The organism is Pseudomonas sp. 58(2021), assembly GCF_017491585.1.
Lineage (GTDB): Bacteria > Pseudomonadota > Gammaproteobacteria > Pseudomonadales > Pseudomonadaceae > Aquipseudomonas > Aquipseudomonas fluorescens_BT.
In genome coordinates this window covers 27,121-45,391 of sequence record NZ_JAFGYZ010000036.1, presented here as the reverse complement: position 1 = coordinate 45,391, position 18,271 = coordinate 27,121, and the positions used below count along the sequence as shown (strand labels likewise).

Here is an 18,271-nt window from a genome sequence, read left to right as displayed (position 1 = left end):
CCCCGAAACCGACCCAACCTCCCCATACACCTCCGCCCACTCCAGAAAACTCCACGAAGCCGCCGAACGCGCCCTCGATCATTACCTCTGCCCCGGCGCCCACATCATGGGCAGCGTCAACGAACCCGCCCCGATGTACCTCGCCAACCCGGCCTACAACACCGAATCCCTGCTCGCGAACGCCTGCGAGTCCCTGGGCTCCGCCAGCGAAATGCTCAACAACTTCGCCGCCGCCCTCGACCCCGCCCACCGCAAGACCGCCCTGGGCATCGCACAGATCCTCATGCTAGGTGAACTGGCCGTAAATCAGGCCTTGGATCACGTCGAGTTGAACGATGAATAGCTCGGTACAGAAACCAAGTCCCTTCGAATCAGAACATAGTCGACTTACCTTGGAGGCGATGGACGATGTGGAGGCTGATCGGGTGATTGACCATCAAGCAGTGCTGGATTGGGCCGAATCTCTGATCTGTCCGGAGAAAACGTTAGATAGTCCCCAATAGCTTGAGAGACATCAGAAACAAAAAAGAACGCGATCCGAGAACAAGGTCGCGTTCTTCACTTTCAATCCGGAGCCACCATGGATCCCCTAATATCCACAATCGTTTCAGACTTCGAAAGCGAAGAGCAGGCCGCCAGCTACGACCGGTGGTTCCGTGCCGAAGTCCAAGCGTCAATCGATGACCCGCGTCCAAGTATTCCGCATGAGCAAGTGATGGCTGAAATACAGGTATTGATGGAAGAGGCGCAACGCAGGTACGAGGCACTTGAGGCGTCGAACAAGGACTGCACCGCAGCACCAGATTGATCGTTCCCACGCTCTGCGTGGGAATGCAGCCCCGGGCGCTCCGCGTCAAATTCGCGAGCTGGAACGCGGTGCGTCCCTTGAGGCATTTCCCGAGTCGGTTCGACGTGGGAACGATCAACGACTCAAGCACCAGCGAAAAAAGCGCCCCCAAAAGGGAGCGCATTTTTTTGCTTCAGTGGGGTTATTCATTCTGTGACCGAGCGCCACATCACGGATATTCCTGACGTGCGTGCACAACGCCCAGAATATTTATCCGGCCCACCGCTTGGTAAATGAGCAGGTAGTTGGGATGTACGACCATCTCACGAGTGCCGGGAGTTCGCCCCACTCGATAGAGGTGTGGATGTTTGGTAAGGGTAACCGTGGCGGCTTCGATAGCGTTTGAAAGCTTGTTAGCCGCTTTGAAGTTACGGTCACTGATGTAGTCAAGAATGTGCAGGAGTTCAGCCCGAGCTTCGGGCTGCCACTCAACCTGCATCGTATTTTTTACGCTTTGCTTCCATCAGGGCATGCATTTCGGCCATCACCTGATCATTAGGAATGCTCGGACGTGGGTCATTCATGGAAGCTTGTATTTTGGCGATCAACCAACGGTCATAACTCGCAGCCTGTTCTTCAGGACCAAGATCCGAAACAACCGGGCACAGTGGGTCGATCAAAGACGGGTCGATCATGGAACCTCCGGGTTGGGTGCCGGGAAGTCTATTCGGTAACGGTATCGCTGTCGTCGCTGTCTGGATGAATTGCATGTAGGCCAAGCTCCATGGGGATCAAGTTGTCCCGACAAATCCTAGAGCCTGCACTTCCGACGGCCAACCGCCAGAATTCGTCAGAAAACTCCTCGATTTTCTGAAAACGTTCCGTTTTCCGTAGGACGCCATTCAAGCGTCAGCGCAAAAAACCGCGACCCTCAACAGGTCGCGGTTTTCCAACACCCAACACTTACTGCTGCAAAACCGTCGCCTGGTTAGCCGACCCGAACTGCTGAATATTCGCGGTCTGCGTCATCCCGCTCTGATCCACATTGGCAATGTTCCCGGTGCCGCCCTGGGTCACGTACGCCACGTTCATGGTGTCAGCCTGTTTCACGGTGATCATGTTGTCGCTGCCATACAGCTGCGCGGTGTAGGCCTGGTTGCCGGTACCGGATTGATCGAATTCGGCACTGTTGCCGGAGCCGTTCGATGAGCCTTGAACCAGGTTGGTGGTGCCGCGTTGATCGGAGATCAGGATGTTGTCGCTGCCGTTCTGGTCGAAGTACAGCTCGTTGTAGGAATCAGCCTGGCTGACCGTGGTCTTGTTGCCGGTTCCGGTCTGATTGGTGGTCATGATGTGGCCGACGCCGTCCTGGGTGAAGCTGGCGATGTTGCCGTTACCCGCCTGGGTGACGGTGGCGCGCTGGTTGCTGCCGAACTGGCCGCCGTGTTGCGGGCCTTTCCAGTTGCTGGCGTAGACCTTGTTGTCGTTGCCCACGGAGGTGGCGTTGAGCGTGTGACCGTCGCCGCTCTGGTAGGTGAAGTGCACGTTGCCGTTGCCGACTTGATAGAGCGCCAGGGTCGAGTTGACCGACTCGAATTGATCGGCGTAGATGGCGTTGGTGTTGCCGACCTGGGTGATGGCGGCGGTGTTGTTTTCGCCGAAGCTCTGGTCGACCACGGTTTCGTTGCTGTCGCCGTACTGGTTGACGGTGGCCTGGCTGGCCAGTTGCGAGTCTTGCCAGATTTCGCTGCCGTTGAGGTTGCCGAACTGGTTGATGGTGATGTTGCCGCCGGTGCCGTTGCGCTGGTCGGCGTAGCCGTAGTTGTTTTCGCCGGCCTGGTTGATGCCGATCTGGCCGCCGTTGTGGGTGACCTGTTCGGCGGTGCCGTAGTTGGCGGTGCCGTATTGGGTGATCACCGAGCTGTTGCCGCTGCCTTCATACAATTGCTCGATGTTGGCTTCGTTGCTGTCGCCGTACTGGAAGGTTTTGCCTTCGCTGCCGTTCTGCGAGTCCTGGTAGACGAACGAGAAGTTGCCGGTGCCTTGCTGCTGTTGCAGGGCTGTGTTGGGGGCGCCGAAACCCAGCGACTGGCTGGCGTGGGTGGTGTTGAAGGCGCCGACCTGTTGCTGGGTGATGGTGCCGTTGTCTTCATAGAGTTGCTCAGCGTAACCGGCGTTGTAGTCACCGACCGCGTCCTGGGTGATGACGCTGCTGGCGGTGTCTTGCACGGCGGCGGCGTCGTTGCCCTGGCCCAGTTGGGTCTGGGTGGCGCTGCTGAACGGGGCCTGGGTCTGCTTGACGTTGGCGATGTTGGCGGTGCCGAGCTGGCTCTGGGTGGAAAGGCTGTCGTCGGCCATGGCCTGGGCACTGATCATGACCAGGATGGCGGCGGTGAGGGGCGTCAGTTTGAACATGATGAACTCTCCGATGATTGCAGTGCTTAGCGGTATTGCCTGACCGAAACGCTCATGCCGTTGCCCGACTGGGTCACGGCGCTTTGCAGCCCCGTGCCGGCCTGCTCGATGCTGGCGTCGTTGTTGTTGCCGTTTTGCGAAATCTGCGCACGGTTGTGGCTGCCGGTTTGCGTGATGGACGCGGCGTTGCCGGAGCCGTTTTGCGTGATCAAGGCCATCAGGTCGCTGCCTTGTTGCAGGATGTACGCCTCCTGATTGCTGCCCGACTGCACGATCTTGCCCAGCAGCGACTGACCGTTTTGCGAGAGCAGGGCGAGGTTGACCTGGCCGTTCTGGTCGATCAGGGCTTGCTGGCCCACCGGGGGCGGCAGTTCGCCGAGATCGGCGCTGTTGGGCGCCAGGTCATCGTTGTCCATCAGGTCGTCGGCGCGCACGTCCGCACTGACGCACAGGGCGAGCAGGCAAAGCAGGGCGGCGGTCGGCGTGTTCATGGCGTGATCCTGTCTGGGGTCAAGCGTCGAGCGTTGCCCCGCCAGCCCGAAAGCAGGCGGGGCGCAGCCTTACAGCGTGGTCACCGACACCGTGCGCACGGTGCCCTGGGACGAACGGATGGTGGCGGTCGGGTTAGCCGACGGCACGACCAGCGTGTTGTTCAGCGTCAGCCGCCAGCGTCCGGTCACCGGTACCGTGGTTGTACCCAGCGTTACCAGCCCGGTCGGGGTGGTGACCTGCACGGTGATGGTGTTGCCGGTGGTCACCGACGAGGTACCGGTGAAGTCCCAGTTGAAGCGTCCACCTGCCCGCGCCTGCACCGTTGAAGCGGTAACGGTGAAAGTCTCCGCCGCAGGCCGTGGCGACACTTGCACCGTGACGGTCGCCGGCGTCGACTGGGCGCCGAAGCTGTCCCGGGCGATGTAGGTGAAAGTCGTGGTGAAGGCCGTGGTCACGGTGGCCGGTGGGGTGTAGGTGATCACCGTGCCGTCGGTGCTGACCGTGCCGCGTCCTGCCGGCGGTTGGGTCAGGCTGGCGACGCCCAGCGGTGTGTTGCCTTCCGGATCGGTGTCGTTGGCCAGGACGTTGATCGGGATCGCGACACCGAGGGTGGCGACGCTGTCGGCGACGGCGGTCGGTGGTCGGTTGGGCGCGACGGTAACCGTCACGGTCGCCGGGTTGGCCGAGGCCAGACCTTTGCTGTCTTGCGCCTTGTAGGTGAAGGTTGTGGTCAACGGTGTCGTCACCACGGCTGGCGGGGTGTAGACCACCGACGTGGTGCCGTTCAGGGCTACGGTGCCTTGGCCGGCGGCCGGTTGAGTCAACGCGGTGATGGTCAGCGGCACGTTGTTGTCCGGGTCGCTGTCGTTGGTCAACAGGCTGAGGGTGATGGGTACGCCGAAGCTGGTACTGCCGGTGTCGGCGACGGACAGTGGCGCCTGGTTTTCACCGGTGTCCGGTGCTGCACCGACCACCACAACCGGCTCGGTGTCGCTGCCGCCGGCGGCGGATTTGACCGTGACGGTGGCAGGTGGCTGGGTCAGGTCGGCGACGGTGATTTTTTGCAGCGTGCCGGTTTTCGACAAACGTCCGTAGCCTTGGGCAACCATGTCCGGCACCGCGACTTCATCGGTCGACGTGGCCTCGATCAGCAGGCTGTGATTGGCCCAGCTGTAGCGGGCGGTCTGGATTTTCACCACGTCGGTGAGCTTGGCCGAGACGGCCGTCGGACGGGTCGTGCCGGCCGGGTTGGTCGCGGTCACGACCACCACCGACGGCAGGGTGCCGGTGCCCAGGCGCTGGCCGAAGAACAGCCCGTTGTTGTCACCCAGCAGACTGGTCTGGCACGGCGTCGGCGGTGGGCCGGGCAGTAACGCCAGGGTTTCGCGGAAGCACAGGGTCGTGCTGCTGTCAGCCTTGGCGAACACCTCGGCGCGCACACCGGCCGAAGTCCGGCGATAGGTGGCGCGGTCGATGGCGACGTGGGTCTGCTGACGGTTGTCGAGGACCTTGCCGGCGACGGTGAACAGGTTGGTCTGAATCGAGCCAACACCCGACGGACCGTCGATCCGCAGGAAGTTGGTGTTGAACGGGCTGCCGGTCACCGCTTCGGTGAGGTTCGGGTCGCCGACGAAGGTTTCGACGTTGCCGGTGTCCGGGTTCACTTCGGTGTACGGGCCGTTGATGCTGCGCAGGAACGGGCCGATGGCGCCGTTGAGCGCACCGCTGAAGTCGCCTGGCGCGCCGATGCCGATGTCTTTGGTGATGTTGATCGCCCGCCTGCCCGGCGTGGTGACGTTGACGGTTTCAACGCCATACGGGTGGGTGATGGTGTAGGTGCCGGCCACGGGTACGTTCACCCGAATACGGATCCGCGCGAAGCTTTGCTGATCGCCATCCACCGGATTTCCCGAAGCGAACGCCGCTTCGATCCCGGCCACATAGGCATCCACGCCGAAACCGGCGCCGTTGTTCGCGATGTTGGTTTCCGCCAGGAACCAGAACGCTTCCGGCGGCCAGTTGTCGGGGAACACCATGGGCAAGGTGTCGTCGAACACGCCCGGTTCCGGCAGCAGGGTGCACATGTACGCCGGCGGGGTGCTGACCGGCACCCGCGAACTGGCGGCGCGGGACTGGCAGAGTTCCATCGACAGTTGATTGTTGTCCTGGTACCACATCGGGAATTTCCCGGTGGCGAAGGTGTAGGGGCCGGGATCGACGGCGGCCAGTTGCGCGAACGCACTGCCGGTCAGCGAGATTGTCAGCCCGAGCGCGTTGAGCGCGAAGCGTGGCCACTTGTTCATGATGCCTCCTGATGCGGATCTGGGCATGTGAGCGTTCATTGCACGATGACCACTTCTTCGGTATCGCTGCCGCCGTTGGACGACGTCACTCGAACCCTGGCCGGTGGAATCGGCGTGATCCCGGTGGCCAGGGTTTTCACCGCGCCATCACCGCCCAGCGCACCGATGGTGGCGCCGGTGCCGGAGGTGGCGGTGAGCACCGGTGGCGAGGTTTCGTCACTGGTCGAGGCCACCACAGTCAATTGCCCGGAAGTGAGGCTGTACTCGGCGCGCTGGATCACCACCAGGTCGGTCAGGTTCATGGGCAGGGTCGTCGGCGAGCTGGTGGCGATCGCCAAGTGGTTGTCGGCGGTCACTTGCAGCACGGTCGGCAAGGTCGGGTTGACCGCTGATTGCGCATACCAACTGCCGGTGCTGTCGGCTTCTGTCATGTTCACCACGGGCGTGCTGCTGGTGATCGCGGCGGTGCCCGGCGCGGGCGGCGCCTGGACGAACACGTCTTGCTGGGCCACCGGCGCACTGTCGCCCGGTTTGCGCGAGTAAGTGCTGCGCTGAGGAATCAGCGGAGTCGGCCGCACGACTGTCGACAACTTGCCGGACACGGCGAAGGTCGTGCTGCGCAGGTCTATGCCACCGGGGCCTTCGATGCGCACGAAGTTGGTGTTGAACGGGCTGCCGGTCACGGCTTCGTTGAGGTTCGGGTCGCCGACAAACTGCTCGGCCGCGCCGGTCACCGGATTGGTCTCGGTGTACGGCCCGTTGACGCTGCGCAGGAACGGACCGATGTCACCCTTGAGCGCGCCGTCGTAGGTTTTCGGGGTGCCGATGCCGATGTCGCGGGTCATGTTGATGGCGCGGCGACCGGGGGCGTCGACGTTGAACACATCGACGCCGTACGGGTGGGTGATGACGTAGGTGCCGGCGGTGGGCACATCAACCCGGATGCGGATCCGCGCGAAGCTGATCTGGTCGCCTTCCAGCGGATCGCCGCCACCGAACGCGGCTTCAACGGCGCTGACGTAAGTCAGATTGATGCCGCGAGCCGCATCGACGATGGAGGTATCGCCGGTGAACCAGAAGGCTTCATCGGGGAAGTTGGTGGGGAATACGAGCGGTTGTGTGTCATCGAACACGCCGGGGGTCGGCAGCAGCGAGCACATGTAGGACGGGGCGCCCGGCGTGCTCGGCACGCGGGAACTGAGTGCTTTGGACAGGCACAGATCCAGGGTGCGCCCGTGGCTGTCCTGATACCAGCTGGCGAAACCGCCATTGGCCGGCGTGTAGGGGCCGGGGTCGACGGCGAACAGAGCGGCCTGGGCAATGCCCTGGGCCAAAGCGCTCACGACCAGGACGGTCGCGGTTTTGGACAGTAAAGGGTGCATGAGTTAATCCCTCTATCGAAGTGCCTGCCCCTTGGGGGTGGGTCAGTTGCAGAGGGGCGTTTCAACTTCCATACCAACGGCTGCGCAACTGGCGCGAGAGGCCCGTGGGGCAAGGGTTTTCGAGTGAGGAGGGGGCTTTTTCGCGGCGCGGACATCGGGCGACAGTCCCCAGCATTGGGGGGAGGTGGGGATCAATCGACAGCGCCGATTGACGGAGGGGGATCGCAGGACCGTTCACCCCCCGCATCCGGGCAATCACCCAACCGTGGGCTATAACCCTATAGGGACGTATCGGGAAGTCGCCGCCATGAACATGCAGTCAAAATCACTACCGGTCCAGGAGAGCAGCCTGCGGCTGAACTCGCGCAAGCAGCCGTTCAATCTGTTGCGCTGGTTTTCATTGGTCAGCATGGCAGTGATCGGCACCGTAGCGGTGGCGCTCGGAGCGGTGTCGACACGGTTCGTGATCGAAGAAAGTGTGCAGCGCGATGCCTTGCTGACCGCGCAGTTCATACAGGCCATCGCGTCGGCGGAAGTGCGCCACGTCTCGATCCCCAATATCCGCACCATGGGAGAGTTGCTCGACCCTCGTCAGGATAACGACTTTCCCGATGTCGACCCGGAGGCCCGGGCCAATGCACGAGGCGAATTTCTCGATCACATCGAACATTTGCCGGACGTGATCCTCGCCAACATTTATGCGCCGGACCGTACCGTGATCTGGTCGACCAATCCCGCGCTGGTCAACACCCGCATTCACGCCGACGAAGACCTCGACCGGGCCTTCGATGAAAAGATCCCGGTATCGGCCAGCTATCACGACGTCGACAAGGCGCGTGAAGAACAAAAGTTCGTGGTGCCGCCGGAATACATCTTCATCGAAAACTACATCCCGCTGTTCGACGCCGAGGGCAAGAACGTCACGGCGATGGTCGAGATCTATAAAGAGCCCAAAGACCTGATTGCGCGCATGGAGCGCGGCCTGACGCTGATCTGGCTGGCCACCGCACTGGGCGGCGGGCTGATTTACCTGGGGCTGTACTGGATCGTGCGACGGGCGGCGATTTTGCTGACGGCCCAGCAAAAACAACTGATCGCCAATGAAACCTTTGTCGCGCTGGGTGAGATGTCTTCGGCGGTGGCCCACAGTCTGCGCAACCCGCTGGCGACCATCCGCTCCAGCGCCGAGCTGGCCCTGGAGTTCGACGCCGGCCCGGCGCAGAAAAACATCAAGGACATCATCGGTCAGGTCGACCGCATGTCGAAGTGGGTGCGCGAACTGCTGCAATCGCTGCGACCGCTCAACGATGAGCCGGAACCGGTGAATCTGGTGGCGGCGCTGCACGAGAGTCTGGTCGCGTTTGAACAGCAGATCGCAAAAAACGCGGTGCACGTGGTGTTTCATCCGCAACAAACGCCGATGGTGCTGAGCCAACCGGTGCAACTGACGCAAATCCTCAACAGCCTGCTGGCCAACGCACTGGAGGCCATGGACAAGGGCGGCACGCTGACCATCACCCTCGAACCGAGCGACAGCCGTGGCGTGAGCGTCATGCTCAGCGACACCGGCAAAGGCATGAACGAGGAACAGCGCAGCATGGCGTTCCGGCCGTTTTTCACCACCAAGCAGGGTGGGCTCGGTGTGGGGCTGGTGCTGGTCAAACGGATCATGGAACGCTTCGGCGGCGGTGTGTCCCTGGACAGTCGCGAAGGCGAGGGCACCACCGTTCGTCTTGCGTTTCAACTCATCCAGTAATGGGGGTGAACTTCCCCCAGGAGCGGGTGTCAGGCCCCGGTCACCGGGGAGTGGGGAATGCAACAGCGTCTGTAACAGCTTGTTTCAACGGGGATTAATACTTTGGCGAGGTAATTGCAAAACACCATCACCCCTTCCTTAAATGAGGCGGCTGGTGATGGACAGAGCAATGCGTGACCCCCAAAAGCTGTTTCTTTTGACGCCACTGAGCGTCTTTCTGATGTTGACCCTCGGCCAGATGGCCGGGGTTCGAGCGAGCCCGATCGACGACGAGAATCAGCCGGAAGCGTCCGACCCGTCGGCGTATTACGACGAGCCCGCAGACCGTGCCGGTGCGCTCAACGCCATCCTGACGATGCCCGAGGCCAACGAATACTCCTTCGATCTGCCCAACGGGGTCACAGGCACGCGCAATACGACGCGCACGGAAAACATTCTGCCGCCCACCGTCCAGACCAGTTTCAATTACCCCACCAACGGCAAGCCGAGCCCGCTGTATGGTGCTCAGCCGTTCACTCAGCAACTGGTGCTGTTCGAAGAGTTCGGCCCGGAAAAACTCGACCCGACCACCCCGGCCGCGCCGTTGGGCTTTCCGCCAGCCGCCATCGGCCCGGCGCCGGCCCAGGACCCGAACAGCGTCGCCCGCAGTGCGCCACCCGGCACCGCGCTGGACGCATTCCTGCGTCAACCGGGGCTCACGCCATTCCCGAGTCAGTTTGCCAACGTGGTTGACCGCAACCCGTGGCAGGCGCAGATCGAACTGTTCCTCAACCGGCATATCGGCTCGTCCGCCGAAGGCCGGCCACCGGGAAAAGGCTGGGCTCACCAGCGCTGGAACGAGTTTTACCCACAAGTCGCCTACAAGACCGTGCAGACCGGCGCGCGTCTGAACGGTGGCCTGCGTGACAGTCGGCAGATGCACGGTTATGCCGTTGGCGAATTCGGCCCCGGTGGTCTGTACCACAACGTCGCTGGCGTGCCGGCGACGGATGGCACGGCCAAGGGTGTCGACCCACGGTTCCACCCGGCGATGCCGGTGCAGGACCACAATTCGGTGTGGACCTTCGACGGCACGCTGCCGCCGAAACTGCTGATGGTGCGCTACGGCCAACCGGTGATGATGCGTCACTACAATGGCTTGCCGATCGATCCATCGGCCAACCGTGGCTTCGGCCTGCACACCATCACCACCCACGAGCACAACGGCCATGCGCCGGCGGAAAGCGACGGCTATGCCAACGCGTTTTTCTTCCCCGGCCAGTACTACGACTATCGCTGGCCCATCCAGCTCGCCGGTTACGACAGCATCAACACCAAGGCTGAAGATCCACGTGCAGCGTTCCCGTGCGCGCCGGGGGAAACCCTCTGGGTCAACGACATGCAACCTGCGAAAAAGACCTGCGACCACGGCACCATCAAGATCCGTGGCGACTGGCGCGAAACCATGAGCACCCACTGGTTCCACGACCACATGCTCGATTTCACCGCGCAGAATGTCTACAAGGGCAACGCGGCGATGATGAACTACTACAGCGCCCTGGACCGCGGCAACGAATCGGTGAACGACGGCGTCAACCTGCGTTTCCCCAGCGGCAGCGCCTTGCCGTGGGGCAACCGCGACTATGACGTCAACCTGGTGTTCGCCGACAAGGCCTGGGATCAGCAGGGCCAGTTGTGGTTCAACCCGTTCAACACCGACGGCTTTATCGGCGATCAGGTGCTGGTCAACTGGCAATGGAAACCGAGCCTCGACGTGCGGGCCCGCAGTTATCGCTTCCGGCTCCTCAATGGTTCGGTGTCGCGCTACTTCAAACTCGCGCTGGTGCGTGAAGTCAAAGGCACCAGTGGTGAGTTCCAGGGACCGAGAAACTCCGGTGTGTCCTACAGCCGCGTGCCGTTCCACATGATCGCCAACGACGGCAACATCATGGAACACAGCGTGCCGTTCGACGGTTCGATGGATCTGGATGCCGACGGCGACAAACAGAACCACAACGCGATTCTGCCGACCCAGGGCATCGCCGAGCGGTTCGACATCATCGTCAACTTCGCGAAAAACGGCATCAAGCCGGGCGACAAGCTGTTCTTCGTCAACCTGCAGGCCCAGGACGACGGCAAGGGCCCGAAAGAAGTGATCCCGCTGGCCGACGTGCTGTCGGAGAAATACCTGGCGGTCATCAAGCAGACCAGCAAAGGCCCGCAATGGGACCGGGGCGACCCGGTGGTGGGCAAGGTCCTGCAACTGAACGTCAAGGCCTATACCGGCCAGGATCTGTCGATGAACCCGGCCGCCTACGAGCCTGCCAAACCGGGCAAGGCCGAAGGCATGGTGATGATTCCGCTGAAGATCCACCGCGACAACGCTGCCGACAAGGCGCTGCTCGCCAAGGCGCTGCACCGGACCTTCACCTTCGGTCGCGCCGACGGCACCGATGAAGCGCCGTGGACGATCAAGACCGATAGCGGTTTCGGCTTCCACATGGACCCACGCCGTTTGAATGCCTCGACCAAACTGGCCAGCGGCCCGACCGACGCCGGGGTCAGCGGCATCGGCACCCTGGAGGTGTGGAACATCAAGGCCGGCGGCACGGGCTGGAGTCATCCGGTGCACGTGCACTTCGAGGAGGGGATCATCCTCAGCCGTGGCGGCAAGGCCCCGCCTGAATGGGAAAAATGGGCACGCAAGGACGTTTACCGGATCGGTTCGGAAGCCGACGGGCTGGACAACGTCGAGATGGCGATCAACTTCCGCGAGTTTGCCGGGACCTACATGGAGCACTGCCACAACACCCAGCATGAGGACAACTCGATGCTGCTGCGTTGGGACCTTGAGAAACCCGGGCAACTGCAGTTGATGCCGACACCGCTGCCGAGTTGGGATGGCGTGCGCTACGTCAACTCCGCCGCGCTGCCAACCTTCCGCACCGGCGACGGCTTCGGCCCGCAAGTGACCGTGAAACCATGAAAAGGGAGGGAGCCGACATGAAACAGCCAACGCCGCGCTCCCGCGCCCTGGGCATGCACTTGATGCTGGTGCTGGTCACCTGCCTGCTTGGCAGTCAGGTGCTCATCGCCCATCAGGCGCAGCCCGAAGGCGCCAGTGAATCCGCCACCCCGTGGGGTGGCGACTATTTCCCCAACACCCTGCTAACCGATCAGGACGGTCGGCAGGTGCGGTTTTTCGACGACCTGATCAAAGACAAGGTGGTGGTGATCAACTTCATCTTCACCTCCTGCAGCGACTCCTGCCCACTGGAAACCGCACGCCTGCGCCAGGTGCAGAAACTGCTGGGGGATCGGGTGGGGCAGGACATCTTTTTCTACTCGATCAGCATCGATCCGCTGAGCGACACCCCCGAAGTGCTCAAGGCCTATGCGCAACGCTTCAAGGTCGGACCCGGCTGGAAATTCCTCACCGGCGAATTCGAAGACATCACCGACCTGCGCAAGAAACTCGGGCTGTTCATCGAGGGCGTCGACAACGGCCGCACCAAGGATCACAACCTGAGCCTGATCGTCGGCAACCAGAGCACCGGGCGCTGGATGAAGGCGTCGCCGTTCGAGAACCCGTGGATTCTCGCCGATCAACTGGCCAACACCTTGCAGAACTGGAAGCAGCCGAGCGTCGAGCAAAGCTACGCCAATGCGCCGGAAATCCGCCCGCCGAGCAACGGCGAAGAACTGTTCCGCACCCGTTGTGCTTCGTGCCACAGCCTCGGCCCGCAGGACGGCGAGGGCATCGGTATGCGCAACATCGGCCCGGATCTGATCGGCGTGACCCGCCAGCGTGACCCGGCCTGGCTCAACCGCTGGATCCGTGAGCCGGATCGGGTACTGGCGGAAAAAGACCCGATTGCGCTGCAACTGTTCGAACGATATGAGCGGATCCCGATGCCCAACCTTCGTCTGGACGAGCTGTCGGCGCAGTCGATCATCGACTTTTTGCGCGATGAAACCGAGCGCCGGCAACCGACCACGCAGCCCTTGGCTGACGGGGCGTTGACGCCAATAAGTCCGGCCGCGAACAGCGAAACGGTGAGCCGAATGCGCTAGCGGCTAAATAGCATCATTGAGTCCTGTATCACGGTCATTGCCACCTACACTCAGTCGTGAGGTGGCTGTAACCGGTTCGATACAAAACGCCAGGACACCCCCATGCAACGACTGGAAGAACAAAAAACACCTGCACCGAATGTCGCGGTAGCAGCCATCAAGAGTTGGGGCGGGCAGTTCAACCTGCTGCGCTGGTTCTCGCTGGCGAGTTTTTTCATCATCGCGGCGGTGGCGCTGGGCCTGGGCTATGTCTCCACGCGGTTCGTGGTCACCGAAAGCGTGGAGCGCGATGCGTTGCTCACGGCGCAATTCGTCCAGGCCATCGGTGACGCGGAAATGCGTCACGCCGGCATCACACCGCTGCGCACCATGGGTGAAATGCTTGACCCGCGCCAGGACGAAAACTTCCCCGACGTCGATCCGCTGGCCCATGGCGCGGCGCGGGCCGAGTTTCTCGATCACGTCCAACACATGCCGGATGTGCTGCTGGCGACGGTCTATGCCCTGGATCGCACGGTGATCTGGTCGACCAACCCGGAACTGATCGGGGTGAAATTCGAGGATGATGACGAACTGGACGAATCGTTCGAAATGAAAGTCCCGGTGTCCTCCAGCTACCACAAGATCGACGACGAGAAGCCCGAACAGAAACTGTCGCGCGAACCCAAGTACCTGTTCATCGAGAATTACATCCCGATGTTCAACACCGACAAAAGCAAAGTCGTCGCCATGGTCGAGATCTACAAGGAACCGGAGGATCTGGTAGATCGCATCGATCGCGGGTTTGCCTCGATCTGGGCGGCGACGATCCTCGGCGGGGCGGCGATTTACCTGGGGCTGTTCTGGATCGTGCGACGCGCCTCGACACTGCTGCAAAGCCAGCAGCAGCAACTGATCAGCAACGAAACCTTTGTCGCACTGGGGGAGATGTCATCGGCGGTGGCTCACAGCCTGCGTAATCCGCTGGCAACCATTCGTTCCAGTGCCGAACTGGCCCAGGAAGTGGCCAGCCAGAACGCCCAGCGCAATATCGGCGACATCATCAGTCAGGTGGATCGCATGTCGCGCTGGGTCCGAGAGTTGCTTGTTTCGCTGCGGCCGATGAGTGACGACGGCGAAGCGCTGGATCTGCAGGCCGCCGTGGAAGACTCGCTCGGCGCGTTCGACGCGCTGATCCGGCGCAATGGCGTCGAAGTGCGACTCAACCTGAGGGACTGCCCGCCGGTCCTCAGCCACAAAGTGCTGCTGACGCAGATCCTCAATAGTCTGTTTGCCAACGCTCTGGAAGCGATGCCCAAGTGCGGCGTGCTGAGTGTCGACATCGAAGCCCCTCACGCCGGCCAGGTGTGTATGACCGTGGGTGACACCGGCAAAGGCATGAACGCACAGCAGCAACAACTGGTGTTCAAACCGTTTTTCACCACCAAGCAGGGCGGCCTCGGGGTTGGCCTGGCACTGGTCAAAAGAATCATGGAGCGTTTTCAGGGTTCGGTCGTGCTGACCAGCCGCGAGCAGGAGGGAACCCGCGTCAGTCTCAACTTTAAAGTGGCATCGGGAGGGGAATATGGAACACAGCATTCTGCTGGTCGAGGATGACGAACTGTTGGCCGACAATATTCAGACCTACCTGGAGCGCAAGGACTTCGAGGTGACGGTCTGCCATTCGGCCGAAGACGCGCTGGAGCAATTGGGCCGCTTCATGCCGGACGTCGTACTGACCGATAACTCACTGCCGGGCATGAGCGGGCACGATCTGATCCAGAAGCTGCGCATCAGCGCGCCGGAGCTGAAAGTGATCATGATGACCGGTTACGGCAACGTCGAAGATGCGGTGGTCGCGATGAAGGAGGGCGCCTTTCATTACGTCACCAAACCGGTGGCATTGCCGGAGCTCAAACTGCTGTTGGACAAGGCCCTGGCCACCGAACGGATGGAGCGCACGCTGTCGTTCTATCAGGAGCGCGAGGCACAGAAATCCGGTTTGCAGGCGCTGATCGGTGAATCGGCGCCGATGCAGCATCTGAAGAACACCATCGGCCAGTTGCTCGAAGCCGAACGGCGCATGACCGGTGGCGACCTGCCGCCTGTGCTGGTGGAAGGCGAGACCGGCACCGGCAAGGAACTGGTGGCCCGTGCGCTGCATTTCGACGGCGCGCGCAGCAAGGGCCCGTTCATTGAGTTCAACTGCGCGTCGATCCCCGCCAACCTGGTGGAGTCGGAGCTGTTCGGTCACGAGAAAGGTGCGTTCACCGACGCCAAGGATCGCCGCGTCGGGCTGGTGGAAGCGGCTGACGGCGGTACGTTGTTTCTCGACGAAATCGGCGAGATGGATCTGGTCCTGCAGGCCAAACTGCTGAAGTTGCTGGAGGACCGTACCATTCGCCGGGTCGGCTCGGTGAAAGAGCGCAAGGTCAACCTGCGGGTGATCAGCGCCACCAATTGCAACCTCGAACAAATGGTGCAGCAAGGCAAGTTCCGCCGAGACCTGTTCTTCCGCCTGCGGATCATTTCGATCAAGGTGCCGCGCCTTTATGCGCGCGGCGACGATGCCTTGTTGCTGGCCCGGCATTTTCTCGCCAGCCACGGCAAACGCTACGGCAAGCCGAATCTGCATTTCAGTCAGCAGGCTGAAGAGTTGCTGCTCAATTACACCTGGCCGGGCAACGTGCGCGAACTGCGCAACATGCTTGAACAGACCGTGCTGCTGGCGCCGAGCGACACCATCGCCGCGCACCAGTTGAACGTGTGCATGAGCCTGGTGGACGAGCCTTCGCTGCATCAACATCGCGAGGTGCCGCACTTCGAACCGCGCCCGGCGAGCAACACCGAGTCGATGAATCTGCCGGAGGTCGAGCGCGACATGGTGCGCAAGATGCTCGACAAGACCGACTGGAACGTCACCAAATCCGCCCGCTTGCTGGGCTTGAGCCGCGACATGCTGCGCTATCGCATCGAGAAGCTCGGCCTGGCGCGCCCGGACAAGCGTCAGTGGTAAACGGCGTTGCTGCGTGGATTCGGCGGGCTCAGGCATTCCAGCAGGCACGTCGGGTCCAGCACCTCGTCATTGACGTAGATGCCGCGCTCGGCGTCGTATGTGCGGATAAACACCCGCACCGTTGCATCGGCCACGGTCGGCAACTGTGAGTCATGGAACACGTGGCGATCCGGGATGACGATGAAATCCTGCGGCGACGTGTCATCGAACGCTCGCGGCGGCTGTGCGTACAGCGAGGGTGGAGCGGGGTGGGCGAAGGGCTGGTCGGCCCCGTAGTAATTGAAATTGCTGTCGAGGGCTTGCGCCTGGGCGGCGGCGAGCAGACAGGCGGATAACAGCAGCCGGTTGAACGTTTGCATGGCGGCACCTGTGGAAGCGGTTTTCCCCAAGGCTATTAACTATAGCCGGCCATTGGCTTACAAGTTCGCAACAACCTGGATCGGCAGGCTCAACTAGACTCGGGCCGCTCAATCAAGAGCGTGCGGAGTGCGCCATGGAAGTGCCAAACAACAAGAACGCCATCGAAAGCAATCGTCAGGCGTGGAACGATTCGGCCCGCCATCACCAGGATTCACCTGACTGGCAGGCTTTGCTGACCGAGGTCACCCAGGCTGACTTTTCCTGCCTCGACGACACCCTGCGCGGGCTGCTGGAGCAGGTCGGTGTCGCTGGCAAGGATGTCGTGCAACTGGGCTGCAACAATGGCCGCGAGAGCCTCTCGCTGTTCGCGCTGGGGGCGCGAAGTGTCGTCGGGGTCGATCAGTCGGCGGCGTTTCTCGAACAGGCCCGGGCGTTGAACAGCCGTTCGCCACACCAGGCCCAATTCATCGAAGCCGACATTCACCACCTGCCCGAATCACTGTGTAATCGCTTCGATGTGGCGCTGATCACCATCGGCGTCCTCAACTGGATGCCTGACATCGGTGAGTTTTTCCGCCACGTCGCCTCGACCCTCAAACCGGGCGGGCGGCTGGTGATCTACGAAACCCACCCGTTCCTGGAAATGGTCGATCCCGAGGCCGAAGATCCGTTTCGCCTGGCGACCTCGTACTTTCGCCGCGAGCCGTTCGTGCAGCAGGAACCGATCGTCTACGTCGGCAAGGTCGAACAACAGGCCGCACCGTCGTACTGGTTCGTGCACAACCTCGGCGCCATCTTCACCGCCGCCCTCGACGCCGGGCTGAACATCGTGCACTTCAAGGAGTATCCGCATTCGAACCGGGAAGAGGCGTATGACCAATACCTGAACCGCGAGGCGCAGATGCCGATGTGTTTTACGTGGGTGGGGGTGAAAAACTGAAGTCCGAATTGAGCGTCACGAAGGCGGCCGAATGGCCGCCTTCGTCATTTCAAGCCTGCGCAGCCGCCGTCACCACCGGCCGCCCCGGTTTGCGCAGCGGTTCCAGTCGCGAGCCTTCATACCGAGTCTCGCGGAAGAACCGCCACTTTCCAAACAACCCATAGACGTGGGTCACACGGCCCTGTTCCTGATAGCCCATGCGAATGTGCAGTTTCAGCGCTGGAATGTTGTGGGTTTCGCAGACGTCCACCACCTTGTGGCAACCCTGGGCGGCCATGGCTTGCCAGAGGGTGACTTGTACGTCCACCGACAGGTTGCTGCCAAAGTAAGCGCGGGTCATTTCGCCGCCGAACTCGAAGAACTCGCCAGGTTTGACCGGGAAGTTGCAACCGTAATAGTGACGGTCGTGATAGTCGCGGGTGCTGCCCCAGATGAAGGCTACGGCGTGGTCGTCGGCGTCCAGGTACATGTGCCCGGTGTGGCCTTCGCTGGCGAGTTCGGCCATGGTCTGCACACGGTCTGCGAAATGTCTGGCGAACGCACCGGCATTCTGTGGCGTGATGTCGACTTTACGCAGGCCTTCGTAAGGGCGCAGTTTGTGCGGTGGTACCGGGCTGACCAGGTCGCGTTCCATCCACAGCAGTTCCCAATGGAAGAACACGTAGCGTTTCCACAACGTGGAAAACGTGCGGCCCAGGCCTTTTTGCTTGATGCGTTCGCGCAGTTTTTCGATGACGCTCATGATGCCCTCCGCGGCCGAAGCCCGGGTGTTTTTGGATGTGGCTTTT

Annotated in this window: 16 protein-coding genes and 1 pseudogene; 9 read left to right on the top strand and 8 right to left on the bottom strand. The window is 61.7% G+C overall.

Annotation, left to right across the window (positions count from 1 at the left end):
- The 3 genes and pseudogenes from J5M72_RS27870 to J5M72_RS27865 all read left to right on the top strand — a co-directional run.
- A partial coding sequence (locus tag J5M72_RS27870; protein ID WP_207868155.1) for a DUF6124 family protein occupies positions 1 to 343 on the top strand: 343 nt, incomplete at its 5' end.
- Positions 344 to 368: 25 nt separating this feature from the next.
- A pseudogene (locus tag J5M72_RS29110) lies at positions 369 to 503 on the top strand (CopG family transcriptional regulator); the annotation flags it as partial.
- A 77-nt stretch (positions 504 to 580) separates the two neighbouring features.
- Positions 581 to 808 carry an antitoxin gene (locus J5M72_RS27865; RefSeq protein ID WP_127797545.1) on the top strand — a complete coding sequence of 76 codons (228 nt, stop codon included), beginning with the start codon at positions 581 to 583 and terminating at the stop codon, positions 806 to 808.
- A 208-nt stretch (positions 809 to 1,016) separates the two neighbouring features.
- Here the strand turns inward: J5M72_RS27865 and J5M72_RS27860 are convergent, their stop codons facing one another.
- From J5M72_RS27860 to J5M72_RS27835, 6 genes are all read right to left on the bottom strand, one after another.
- The gene (locus J5M72_RS27860; protein ID WP_179695643.1) at positions 1,017 to 1,286 is read right to left on the bottom strand and encodes a type II toxin-antitoxin system RelE/ParE family toxin; all 270 of its coding nucleotides are present in this window, start codon (positions 1,284 to 1,286) and stop codon (positions 1,017 to 1,019) included.
- Positions 1,276 to 1,482 (bottom strand): antitoxin, encoded by a 207-nt coding sequence (locus J5M72_RS27855; protein WP_085613439.1) that lies wholly within the window; start codon positions 1,480 to 1,482, stop codon positions 1,276 to 1,278. The genes J5M72_RS27860 and J5M72_RS27855 overlap by 11 nt, the downstream gene beginning before the upstream one ends.
- A 268-nt stretch (positions 1,483 to 1,750) precedes the next feature.
- A complete protein-coding gene (locus J5M72_RS27850) occupies positions 1,751 to 3,202 on the bottom strand; it encodes a curlin (RefSeq protein ID WP_207868153.1) in 1,452 nt (483 codons plus the stop codon).
- Between the two features lie 26 nt (positions 3,203 to 3,228).
- On the bottom strand, positions 3,229 to 3,693 hold the full coding sequence (locus J5M72_RS27845; RefSeq protein ID WP_207868152.1) for a curlin: 465 nt from the start codon (positions 3,691 to 3,693) through the stop codon (positions 3,229 to 3,231).
- A gap of 69 nt (positions 3,694 to 3,762) precedes the next feature.
- Positions 3,763 to 5,997, bottom strand: coding sequence for an Ig-like domain-containing protein (locus tag J5M72_RS27840; protein WP_207868151.1), 2,235 nt, complete (start codon positions 5,995 to 5,997; stop codon positions 3,763 to 3,765).
- Between the two features lie 35 nt (positions 5,998 to 6,032).
- Entirely contained in the window at positions 6,033 to 7,379 is a 1,347-nt protein-coding gene (locus J5M72_RS27835) for a hypothetical protein (RefSeq protein ID WP_207868150.1), read from the bottom strand.
- 307 nt (positions 7,380 to 7,686) lie between these two features.
- Here J5M72_RS27835 and J5M72_RS27830 point away from each other — a divergent pair, with 307 nt between their 5' ends.
- The 5 genes from J5M72_RS27830 (at position 7,687) to J5M72_RS27810 (ending at position 16,183) form a co-directional block, all read left to right on the top strand.
- The gene (locus J5M72_RS27830; protein WP_169429749.1) at positions 7,687 to 9,135 is read left to right on the top strand and encodes an ATP-binding protein; all 1,449 of its coding nucleotides are present in this window, start codon (positions 7,687 to 7,689) and stop codon (positions 9,133 to 9,135) included.
- Positions 9,136 to 9,292: 157 nt separating this feature from the next.
- Positions 9,293 to 12,100, top strand: coding sequence for a multicopper oxidase domain-containing protein (locus tag J5M72_RS27825; protein WP_207868149.1), 2,808 nt, complete (start codon positions 9,293 to 9,295; stop codon positions 12,098 to 12,100).
- Between the two features lie 17 nt (positions 12,101 to 12,117).
- Positions 12,118 to 13,188 carry an SCO family protein gene (locus J5M72_RS27820; RefSeq protein ID WP_207868147.1) on the top strand — a complete coding sequence of 357 codons (1,071 nt, stop codon included), beginning with the start codon at positions 12,118 to 12,120 and terminating at the stop codon, positions 13,186 to 13,188.
- Between the two features lie 102 nt (positions 13,189 to 13,290).
- Positions 13,291 to 14,784: an ATP-binding protein gene (locus J5M72_RS27815; RefSeq protein ID WP_207868145.1), complete on the top strand. Its 1,494-nt coding sequence runs from the start codon at positions 13,291 to 13,293 to the stop codon at positions 14,782 to 14,784.
- Positions 14,753 to 16,183 carry a sigma-54 dependent transcriptional regulator gene (locus J5M72_RS27810; RefSeq protein ID WP_207868142.1) on the top strand — a complete coding sequence of 477 codons (1,431 nt, stop codon included), beginning with the start codon at positions 14,753 to 14,755 and terminating at the stop codon, positions 16,181 to 16,183. Before J5M72_RS27815 ends, J5M72_RS27810 begins: the two co-directional genes overlap by 32 nt.
- Here J5M72_RS27810 and J5M72_RS27805 read toward each other — a convergent pair.
- A complete protein-coding gene (locus J5M72_RS27805) occupies positions 16,174 to 16,542 on the bottom strand; it encodes a hypothetical protein (protein WP_169429754.1) in 369 nt (122 codons plus the stop codon). The two genes, J5M72_RS27810 and J5M72_RS27805, sit on opposite strands and share 10 nt — an antisense overlap.
- Before the next feature lie 134 nt (positions 16,543 to 16,676).
- Here J5M72_RS27805 and J5M72_RS27800 point away from each other — a divergent pair, with 134 nt between their 5' ends.
- On the top strand, positions 16,677 to 17,483 hold the full coding sequence (locus tag J5M72_RS27800) for a class I SAM-dependent methyltransferase (protein WP_207868140.1): 807 nt from the start codon (positions 16,677 to 16,679) through the stop codon (positions 17,481 to 17,483).
- A gap of 49 nt (positions 17,484 to 17,532) precedes the next feature.
- Here the strand turns inward: J5M72_RS27800 and J5M72_RS27795 are convergent, their stop codons facing one another.
- Complete coding sequence (locus J5M72_RS27795; protein ID WP_207868138.1) at positions 17,533 to 18,225, bottom strand: N-acetyltransferase; 693 nt, start codon at positions 18,223 to 18,225, stop codon at positions 17,533 to 17,535.
- Positions 18,226 to 18,271: the final 46 nt, after the last annotated feature.

Bases quoted from the DNA above. Each gene is read 5' to 3' on its own strand.
- J5M72_RS27825 (WP_207868149.1), top strand. From the start codon at position 9,293: ATGGACAGAGCAATGCGTGACCCCCAAAAGCTGTTTCTTTTGACGCCA.
- J5M72_RS27860 (WP_179695643.1), bottom strand. From the start codon at position 1,286: ATGCAGGTTGAGTGGCAGCCCGAAGCTCGGGCTGAACTCCTGCACATT.
- J5M72_RS27855 (WP_085613439.1), bottom strand. From the start codon at position 1,482: ATGATCGACCCGTCTTTGATCGACCCACTGTGCCCGGTTGTTTCGGAT.
- J5M72_RS27835 (WP_207868150.1), bottom strand. From the start codon at position 7,379: ATGCACCCTTTACTGTCCAAAACCGCGACCGTCCTGGTCGTGAGCGCT.
- J5M72_RS27805 (WP_169429754.1), bottom strand. From the start codon at position 16,542: ATGCAAACGTTCAACCGGCTGCTGTTATCCGCCTGTCTGCTCGCCGCC.
- J5M72_RS27815 (WP_207868145.1), top strand. From the start codon at position 13,291: ATGCAACGACTGGAAGAACAAAAAACACCTGCACCGAATGTCGCGGTA.
- J5M72_RS27795 (WP_207868138.1), bottom strand. From the start codon at position 18,225: ATGAGCGTCATCGAAAAACTGCGCGAACGCATCAAGCAAAAAGGCCTG.
- J5M72_RS27820 (WP_207868147.1), top strand. From the start codon at position 12,118: ATGAAACAGCCAACGCCGCGCTCCCGCGCCCTGGGCATGCACTTGATG.
- J5M72_RS27810 (WP_207868142.1), top strand. From the start codon at position 14,753: ATGGAACACAGCATTCTGCTGGTCGAGGATGACGAACTGTTGGCCGAC.
- J5M72_RS27800 (WP_207868140.1), top strand. From the start codon at position 16,677: ATGGAAGTGCCAAACAACAAGAACGCCATCGAAAGCAATCGTCAGGCG.
- J5M72_RS27840 (WP_207868151.1), bottom strand. From the start codon at position 5,997: ATGAACAAGTGGCCACGCTTCGCGCTCAACGCGCTCGGGCTGACAATC.
- J5M72_RS27830 (WP_169429749.1), top strand. From the start codon at position 7,687: ATGAACATGCAGTCAAAATCACTACCGGTCCAGGAGAGCAGCCTGCGG.
- J5M72_RS27865 (WP_127797545.1), top strand. From the start codon at position 581: ATGGATCCCCTAATATCCACAATCGTTTCAGACTTCGAAAGCGAAGAG.
- J5M72_RS27850 (WP_207868153.1), bottom strand. From the start codon at position 3,202: ATGTTCAAACTGACGCCCCTCACCGCCGCCATCCTGGTCATGATCAGT.
- J5M72_RS27845 (WP_207868152.1), bottom strand. From the start codon at position 3,693: ATGAACACGCCGACCGCCGCCCTGCTTTGCCTGCTCGCCCTGTGCGTC.